The sequence below is a fragment of the Bacillus cereus group sp. Bc031 genome (genome assembly GCF_027716265.1).
Taxonomy (GTDB): domain Bacteria; phylum Bacillota; class Bacilli; order Bacillales; family Bacillaceae_G; genus Bacillus_A; species Bacillus_A paranthracis.
This window is the reverse complement of the sequence record NZ_JAQFUL010000129.1, coordinates 1-9380: the sequence shown is the minus strand read 5'-3', so window position 1 is coordinate 9380 and position 9380 is coordinate 1. Positions and strand designations below refer to the sequence as shown.

The window sequence follows — 9380 nt, the reverse complement described above, 5'->3', positions numbered from 1 at the left end:
GACCGCGACAACTTCATGACAGCAGAAAAAGCTTTAGAATACGGTTTAATCGATAAGATCTTTACAAATCGTTAATAACTAAATTACTGAGGCAACCCTATAGCGCCTTGTCTAAATACCTATACAGCGTGGTCTTACTGATACCAGTTACCACTGTAATTTGCTTAATTGTATAGTCTTTACTCTTATACATCTTAACAGCCATTTCCACTTTATCTTCTTTCTTAGTAGGTCTCCCACCTTTCTTTCCTCTTGATCTTGCTGCTTGAAGACCAGACTTTGTTCGTTCACTAATAATATCTCTTTCTAGTTCAGCGATGCTTGCCATTGTACGAAAGAAAAACTTTCCCATTGCGGTTGAAGTGTCAATACTGTCAGTAATTGATACAAAATGTACACCCATATCGTTAAATAATTCGCTCAGTTCTATCAAATGTTTTGTGGAACGTGAAATACGGTCAAGTTTATATACAACAATTTTATCGCCACTTCGTAAAACTTTTAAAAGGTCTTCTAATTGAGGCCTATCTCTTCGTGTGCCAGTTAATTTTTCTTTATAAATCTTCTCAACCCCGAATTGTGTTAATGCATCAACTTGCATATCTAGGTTTTGTTCCTCCGTACTCACTCGCGCGTAACCAAAAATCATAATTAATCACCTACTAAAAACTATTTATATGAATATATTAGCACCAAAAACGGTGTTTGTTATTAAAAATGTTACTTTGATTTTGGGAATGAGTTTTGGTACCAAAGATCAGGGTAAATAGAGTGTGTTTTGCTCCAATAAGGACCAGCCCCATAAATGTCCGTTTATGGGGCTAATTTTATTAAACTAACCAGCCGCAGTATGACTGAAGAGAGCTCTTTTATTTTTGTTCCGCAATAGGGCCAGATTGTTGAATAAGGATTGTAGTTAATTATGGTTTTACATACAATTATTGAACTATTGGAAGATAAGTTTAATATCAACCTCGGTGAGCTTTTCATAAGTAAATGAGGTTCTTCACAAGTAATTCGTGAACTAATCAACTGCCCCAGTTCGTTTTATTTCTACCTTAATATTTGGTTTTAAATTTAATGTGGAATACTTTCCTCTCAAATCTTTTTCATTTAAATTGGAATATTTTCTTATACTTTTTATTTTTCTTCCAATGCCAATTGGATCAGTATTTAATTTTCTAAACTTCTCAAGAATATCCCCGAATTCTTTGTTTAGTTCTTCTTCAATTATTAGCTCCATTTTTTTTATTGATTCCTTATTTTTAAGAGTAACAGAAGGCTGTAATTCTATAGTTGAAACTAAAATAGATGCATTTAAATTAACCGACTCTTCCTGAGATAATTCAACATTTCCGCGGTACTTTATTGGGTGAATTGTAATATTAAATTTATCTCCTTTTTGCTTTTCGACTAGTTTTATTCCCTTTTCTTCTAATACCTCTGCAGGAATATTTAAAGTTATATCCCCCAAAAAAGCATTATGATCGGTGAATAATTTTATATACAGGGTTTTTTTCATGGAAATAGAACCAACCATTTTATCATCCCTAAATAATGCAACCCCATCTAAATAGGGTGCTACACCATTCTCATTCGATAGAATAGGTAAGGTAGGATCGATACCAATTTCATATAGTGTGGAAATAAAATCATGCAAGTTGGAGTTTATTAACATTTCCTTCTTTTCGTGCTTATCTAATAATTGATAAATATATGACCCCATTTCAGGGTATTCTTCATAGTTTTTATTATTAATTGTACTCTCAGCATTGTTTGTAATTGCCAAAAAAATTAAAGATCCGATGCTACTATCTCGTTGCATTGTATCTAGAAAAGATGAAATCCCTATCATTTCTGTCATATATTTATCAAATAAAATTGTCCTTAATTGACCAGAAGTAAGGTCGTGGCTTGTCTGTTGTTCTAAATTTTGTCTTATTTGTTTGCTTGTAGTTCCGACGGCAGAAAGGGTTACACTCGTCTTTTCTTCTTTACGGTCGAATTGTAACAAGCTAATAGTGCCTTTGTATGTATTCTCATCAAGTAAGTCAAAACCAATAATAGTTAAAATTCCTTGCCTTTCTAATATTTTTTCAGGTGGCATACATGCCGTACAGAGAAAGAAACAAAGTAGTAGAATAAGCCGTATTTTCATTTTTTCAACTCCGTTTTGAACGTGAAAAGATTTTAGATTTAATGATTGAAATGAAATATAAGAATATTGGATAGATAAACCATAGGTAAAAGCCTACTTGACCAACTTTATCAATCAAAAGGTTATTGTCGACTCTTTTTGTGATAAAAAAACTCGTGATAAAAATGATTATTGAGATTACCCATATTCCATGTTTTAGTTTTAAATGAAATATTTGTTTAACTCCTTTGGAAGAAATGAATAGGATTATACATAAATTTGGAAAAATAACTAATATCCATAATGAAACTGCTATAGATTCAAAGCGCTCAATAAATGGAAAATGGACAGCGCTTATCATACTGACAATAGGCCAGATCTGTTTTTCTAATTCTTTAGGGCTAAAAAATAATATGGAAATAACAGTTGCAATTAAAACAAGAAGTGTGGTAAACCAGATTGCTAATTGACTGAATAGAAGTAGTTTTTTTTTCTCCTTTATAAAAGGAAAAATAAAAAATAAAGTCTCAAAACCCAACATTGTATAACTGCTTTTAAAAACTCCTTTCATCATTTCTGACGGAGTTGTCGACATGATGGGTAAAATTCTAGTTAAGTTTATGGAATCAAGTGGTTGATACATCACAAATAGCAGCCATATAGTCATTAAAAAGGATAAGAAGCATATCCCTGCAACTACTCTGAATCCACCTGATACTGCATAAATTGTTATTAATAATAGTGCTAAAGTGCCTACCCATTCATAAACTCCTTCATATCCCCATGTTAGGGACAATTCAACATAACTGATGATGATAGAGTAATGTACAGCAATAAAGTAAATGACAATTAAGGTATTGATGATACTTCCTATAAAGCGACCAAATAAATTTTCGTGTATTTCATAAAGATTACAGTTTCCATGTTTTTTAAGTATGCTAATAATAATCCAAGTGATAATACTAATGAATAGACCGGATAGTAAAACTGAGATCCAAGCATCTTTCTTAGATTCAAGATAAATAATTTTCGGGACTCCAAGTATGCCCATACCAATTTGCGAAGTGTGTATGATAAAGAAAGCCATATAGACATTTACAAAACTAATATTTGATTTCATTATCCACCTCAAAATTCATCTAAATCTTTTTCTGTTTTTTTAAATCTCCACCTTGTGCGGAATGAATCTTTTGGGCGATTGACAACAGGACGTCTCATATAAAAATGGTGGGGTAGACGTATTAAGAAGTATTTTATATCCTTAATCCTAAAAGGGTATAGAGGTGCAAGATAAGGTTTGTTTAATGATGTCAATTTTAACAAGTGGACCATCATTACACAGACACCGATAATAATCCCATTTAATCCCCAAACACCTGCTAGAATAATGAAAGGAAATCTAGCAATTCTTATAGCAGTGCCCATTTCATAAATAGGAGCCGTAAATGCCCCTAATGCACTAAATGCCACAATAATAATTAAAATGTTGCTAGATAAACCTGCCTCAACAGTTGCTTGGCCAATAACAATACCTCCAACAATCCCCATTGTTTGCCCTACTTTTGACGGAAGGCGTGCCCCAGCCTCTCTAAGTAATTCAATTAATAATTCGAGTAAAAGTGCTTCTAGCAAAGGTGGAAAAGGAACTTGTGAACGTGATTGCCCAATTATAAGTAACAATTTAGATGGAATTAGTTCAGAGTGAAATGTCATGGTTGCAACATAAAATGCTGTAAGAAATAGTGACCCTGCCATAGCAAATAATCGTATAAATCTTATAAAAGTACTTAAGGACCATCTCAAATATATGTCTTCTGTTGATTCAAAAAACGAAAAAAAATTAGCAGGTCCAATAATAGCAATTGGACTTTCATCTATAAGAACACCAATCCGTCCGTTTAAAATAGAGTAGAGGAATCTATCGGGCAACTCTGTTAATATAAACTGTGGAAAAAATGAGTAATGATTATCTTCAAGACATTGTGCCAATACTGAACTGTCACTTATATTATCAGTTTTTATATTTTCAAACTTCTCCTTAAGTGTTTTAAGTGTGTCATCATCCGCTATATCTTTAAGATATATAATTCTTACTTGCTTCTTAACACGTTCTCCTATTTTTAATTCATCTGTACACAAATTAGAATCATTTAGATTTTGTCTTATAATTTTAATGTTAGAAGATAATGATTCTGTAAATGATATTTTAGGACCGTATACCAATGATTCTGTTTCTGCTTTCTCAATAGATCTTTCAATAGGGTTGGCGCAATTTACCATAAATGCTTTACTTTCGTCTGATAAGTAAATATAAGCGAATCCATTTAAGAGGGAAGAGATAATCTCTTGTTCCTTAAGGTTTTTCTTTACTTCGTTCATTGGTATGTTTTTCAATAAATAAGAGTAAGTTATGTATTCTATCGGAAGTTGTTGAATGTATTTAATTACATACTCATTTAGAAACTCTTGTTTAATTAAATTTTTCATGAAAATAACTTCGAGACAATCTCCACCAACTTCAAGTGTTCTACACATTAAGTCTGGTGATTCGTTGAGGATGTATTTAATTTTTTCATAATTAGGGCAGTTATTTTTATTTAGATGGAGTGTCATTTGAATCATATCCTTCAATAGTTTTTTTTTAGTATTTGAAGTAGGAATCATTTTATACTTGTTTTAATAAAGAAGTAAGGATTGAGAGTAATTTTAGGACCTATGGTTCTGAAACGAATATGGAACAAGGAATTTTAGATGGTAACCAACAACATGTTGTAGAAATCAATTGGCCAGAACTAGCTGGTATATATGAGGTTGAATTTAATGAAATGTGGGGCAGTTCTACATTATCTTTTGATAAAGTAAATTCTAACATCAGTACTCGTAAAATCGATAATACAACACATGTTATTGATATTAACGGTAAAACACCGGAGGCGCGTTCGAAGTGTTTGTAAAACAGCAATCTCATAATTGATTCGGTTAACCCTCTCCATTCCCTTACTATCCGTCTCAATAATGATATCCTTCCATTTGGGCTGGATCACTCCTTCAATAGAAATTTCGTCATTAGCTGCAAAAAAACGTTGACCACTATCACCATATTCTCGAATTAGTTGAAGAGCTTCAATGACAGGTTGATGAGATTGATTATTAGATCTGAACGTAAGATTTTTTAAGATATTACAGAAAGCAATCCGATAATGCCCCCGATAGGAAGAATGCATCTTTATATAGATTTTTTCTTTGTATTCTCGGTGATTTCTTGTCATGTCTTTAATAATATCCCGAATTGTTGAAGCGCCTACAATCGGATATAGAGTATCTTGAATAATTCCATCTGGATGATTAACCGTCGCTTTTAATAAGTTGATAATATGTTTATTTTTCCCTTGAACCCTTTCCAACTCTTCTACTGCTTCTTTACGGGTAGTATTCTTGGCCTTATTTCCGAACTTGAGAGTGATTTCATCCAACAGATCAGCTAAATAGTCGATAACTTCAGCATGACGATGCCAAAATAAGATGGCAAGTAAGGTGTAGCGAATGGGTGCTGGATGTGCTCACAATTCCGTTACAGTCTCAGTAGCTGCACGAAGTCGATATTTCTTTAGTAATTTTGGAGTCATATGATGAAACAAACCATTAGGAATTTGGAGATGTCGTATAGCTAACAGTTTTTTAACCTCCATCTCCATCGCATTTACACTTGGTTTACGAGGAGAAGATAATAGTTGACGAAAAGTTAAAATGTCGGTTTCCTCTCCATCAGAATCCTCATCAGCATGGGACTCAAGTAAAGCATCTAACCGAGTGCACGTCTTAGCAGATAATTGCTGATATGTCATTTTATATAAGCTCTTTTCAAAAGTATCAATGGCAGAGTCAATCATACGCTTTAAGCTCCCAATAGAAGGAGGTTCAACTTTCCATTTACGAAAGAGACTGTATGCTTGGTTTTTTAAATAGTCTGTATCATGTGTAGACTGAACTTGTTCTTCTAACCATTGTCCCAAACGATCATTATCTGTACGTGTAAGCTCCTGAAATCCAAAAAAATCCCTTATATTTTTTCGATGTCGGGTATAAGTCTTTTCTTTTCCACCCCAACTATATTCATCAAATTGATCATGCGAAACATCAAGCTGTTTCGCTATGTACTCGATCACTACTTTTGGGATGTCTTGCTTTTGGCTAGGGAATCTAGCTTTCTGTTGGAAATACTTTAGTAACACGGCAAAGCCCAAACGGTTCGTTTCTGTTTTATTCCCCATAGATAGATGTAGTTCATTTGGCATTAACATAAAGTTTGCTAAAAGCTCTTCTTCATTCCAATTTTTCTTCACTGGTTCTCCCTCTGATCTACATGTTTTTTTAATAGTATAATTTCAAACATAGAGACCATCAAGATAACTAAGAAAAGCAGCAAAGCTAAACCATTTTCCTTTTATTGTAATATATCTGACGGACTAGAGCAGTAACCCTGTGATTAAGCCTGAAAGAATATAGAATGACATTTAAGCACCTACATCAATTGGCTTTGGAAAATGGTGATGCCATTCATCTACTACATGAATGCATAGATTTTCTAAGAAAAAACAAAATCATACTGCCTGCTATCACTACACTTGAAAGAATAGTGTGGGAAGCAAGGGCAATGGCTGAAAAGAAGCTATTTAACACGGTTAGTCAATCCCTAACAAATGAACAAAAAGAAAAACTTGAAGATATTATTACCTTGCAGCATTCGTCAGAATCCAATAAAACGATATTGGGTTGGTTAAAAGAACCACCGGGACATCCTTCACCCGAAACCTTTTTAAAAGTAATAGAACGACTCGAATACATACGAGGAATGGAATTAGAAACGGTGCAAATTAATCATTTGCACCGCAATCGCCTGTTACAGCTGTCTCGCTTGGGTTCAAGATATGAACCTTATGCATTCCGTGATTTTCAGGAAAATAAACGATATTCAATACTAACCGTCTATTTATTACATCTTAATCAAGATTTGACGGATAAAGCTTTTGAAATTCATGACAGACAAATACTTAGTCTCTTATCAAAAGGTCGTAAGGCTCAAGAGGAAATTCAGAAACTGAACGGTAAAAAGCTGAATGAGAAAGTTATACACTTTACGAACATCGGACAAGCTTTGATCAAAGCAAAACAGGAAAAATTAGACGTTTTTGAGGTTTTAGAATCCGTTATTGAATGGAATTCTTTTGTCTCTTCGGTCGAAGAAGCCCAGGAGCTTGCACGTCCTGCTGACTATGATTATTTAGACTTACTGCAAAAACAATTTTATTCACTAAGAAAATATACGCCAACGCTATTAAGGGTGTTGGAATTTCATTCTACAAAGGCAAATGAGCCACTTTTACAAGCTGTAGAGATTATCCGAGGAATGAACGAATCCGGAAAACGAAAAGTACCTGATGACTCACCTGTGGATTTTATTTCAAAACGTTGGAAAAAGCATTTATACGAGAATGATGGTACAACAATCAATCGTCATTACTATGAAATGGCTGTTTTAACAGAACTTCGGGAGCATGTTCGGGCAGGAGATGTTTCCATTGTTGGCAGCAGACAATATAGAGATTTTGAGGAATATTTGTTTTCCGAATTTACATGGAATCAAACGAAAGAGAATACGAGATTATCAGTTAGTTTATCATCCGAAGATTATATAACGGAGAGAACCAGCAGCCTTAATGAAAGGTTAAAGTGGTTAACTGCCAATTCCAACAAGTTAGATGGAGTTTCTCTTGATAAAGGAAAGCTGTCACTTGCACGCTTAGAAAAAGATGTACCAGAAGAAGCAAAAAAATTTAGTGCAAGCCTTTATCAGATGCTACCAAGAATAAAATTAACCGATTTACTGATGGATATTGCTTATATAACAGGATTTCATGAGCAATTTACTCATGCTTCCAATAATCGAAAACCGGATAAAGAAGAAACGATTATTATTATGGCTGCCCTTTTAGGAATGGGAATGAATATAGGTGTAAGCAAGATGGCTGAAGCAACACCCGGACTTACATATAAGCAATTAGCCAATGTATCTCAATGGCGCATGTATGAAGATGCAATGAATAAAGCCCAAGCCGTATTAGTAAATTTTCATCACAAATTACAATTGTCTTCCTATTGGGGAGACGGTACAACATCCTCATCAGACGGTATGAGAATGCAGTTAGGTGTTTCATCACTACATGCAGATGCAAACCCACATTATGGAACTGGAAAAGGAGCCACCATCTACCGTTTTACTAGTGATCAATTCTCTTCTTACTACACAAAGATTATTCATACTAATTCAAGGGATGCGATTCATGTTTTAGATGGTTTGTTGCACCATGAAACGGATTTAAACATAGAAGAGCATTATACAGACACAGCTGGTTACACAGATCAAATATTCGGACTGACTCATTTATTAGGATTTAAATTTGCCCCAAGAATAAGAGATTTAGCAGACTCAAAATTATTTACAATAGATAAAGCAAGTGAGTATCCAAAATTAGAAGCCATTTTACGTGGACAAATAAATACAAAGGTCATTAAAGAAAATTATGAGGATGTTTTGCGATTAGCTCACTCAATAAGAGAAGGAACAGTTTCAGCATCCCTTATTATGGGGAAACTAGGATCTTATTCAAGACAAAACAGCTTGGCTATAGCCTTACGTGAGATGGGTCGAATAGAAAAAACAATTTTTATTTTGAATTATATATCGGATGAATCATTAAGAAGAAAAATACAAAGGGGATTAAATAAAGGAGAAGCCATGAACGGATTAGCAAGAGCTATTTTCTTCGGAAAACAAGGTGAGCTTAGGGAACGGACTATACAACATCAATTGCAAAGAGCCAGTGCTTTAAACATAATCATCAATGCTATTAGTATTTGGAATACCTTACATCTAACTAAAGCAGTTGAATATCAAAAACAGTCTGGTAGTTTTAATGAAGAATTATTACACCATATGTCGCCTCTAGGTTGGGAACATATTAATCTACTAGGAGAATATCATTTTAATTCGGAGAAAGTGGTCTCGTTAGATTCTTTAAGACCATTAAAACTTTCTTAACGTTGTAAAAATGGGGGAATCGTCAGGAAAATAGGCTTAGCGTTGTAAATCCGCATTTTCCTGACGGGACCCCATGCCCATCAACTTAAGAATTTTCACTACCCCCAAGTGACAAAAAACGTTATTCTTTCTAAAAAGCTAGCT

The 9380-nt window shown here is 34.0% G+C and carries 6 protein-coding genes and 2 pseudogenes; 3 read left to right on the top strand and 5 right to left on the bottom strand.

Annotated features, from left to right (window positions below; all coding sequences use genetic code 11):
• A partial coding sequence (locus PDQ33_RS27095; protein ID WP_170933200.1) for an ATP-dependent Clp protease proteolytic subunit occupies positions 1-75 on the top strand: 75 nt, incomplete at its 5' end.
• A gap of 22 nt (positions 76-97) precedes the next feature.
• Here the strand turns inward: PDQ33_RS27095 and PDQ33_RS27090 are convergent.
• From PDQ33_RS27090 to PDQ33_RS27075, 4 genes are all read right to left on the bottom strand, one after another.
• Positions 98-649 (bottom strand): recombinase family protein, encoded by a 552-nt coding sequence (locus tag PDQ33_RS27090; protein ID WP_270756945.1) that lies wholly within the window; start codon positions 647-649, stop codon positions 98-100.
• Positions 650-1024: 375 nt separating this feature from the next.
• Positions 1025-2158 carry a Ger(x)C family spore germination protein gene (locus PDQ33_RS27085; RefSeq protein ID WP_270756944.1) on the bottom strand — a complete coding sequence of 378 codons (1134 nt, stop codon included), beginning with the start codon at positions 2156-2158 and terminating at the stop codon, positions 1025-1027.
• Between the two features lie 4 nt (positions 2159-2162).
• Positions 2163-3257, bottom strand: a complete 1095-nt coding sequence (locus PDQ33_RS27080; protein WP_270756943.1) for a GerAB/ArcD/ProY family transporter — start codon at positions 3255-3257, stop codon at positions 2163-2165.
• Between the two features lie 8 nt (positions 3258-3265).
• On the bottom strand, positions 3266-4750 hold the full coding sequence (locus tag PDQ33_RS27075) for a spore germination protein (protein WP_270756942.1): 1485 nt from the start codon (positions 4748-4750) through the stop codon (positions 3266-3268).
• Between the two features lie 119 nt (positions 4751-4869).
• Here PDQ33_RS27075 and PDQ33_RS27070 point away from each other — a divergent pair, with 119 nt between their 5' ends.
• Positions 4870-5091, top strand: coding sequence for a hypothetical protein (locus PDQ33_RS27070; RefSeq protein ID WP_002081457.1), 222 nt, complete (start codon positions 4870-4872; stop codon positions 5089-5091).
• On the opposite strand, the pseudogene PDQ33_RS29245 reads toward PDQ33_RS27070, so the two are convergent.
• A pseudogene (locus tag PDQ33_RS29245) lies at positions 5062-6480 on the bottom strand (DUF4158 domain-containing protein); the annotation flags it as partial. The gene PDQ33_RS27070 and the pseudogene PDQ33_RS29245 sit on opposite strands and share 30 nt — an antisense overlap.
• A 146-nt stretch (positions 6481-6626) precedes the next feature.
• Here PDQ33_RS29245 and PDQ33_RS27060 point away from each other — a divergent pair.
• Positions 6627-9236 (top strand): annotated as a pseudogene (locus PDQ33_RS27060) (Tn3 family transposase); the annotation flags it as partial.
• Positions 9237-9380 lie beyond the last annotated feature (144 nt).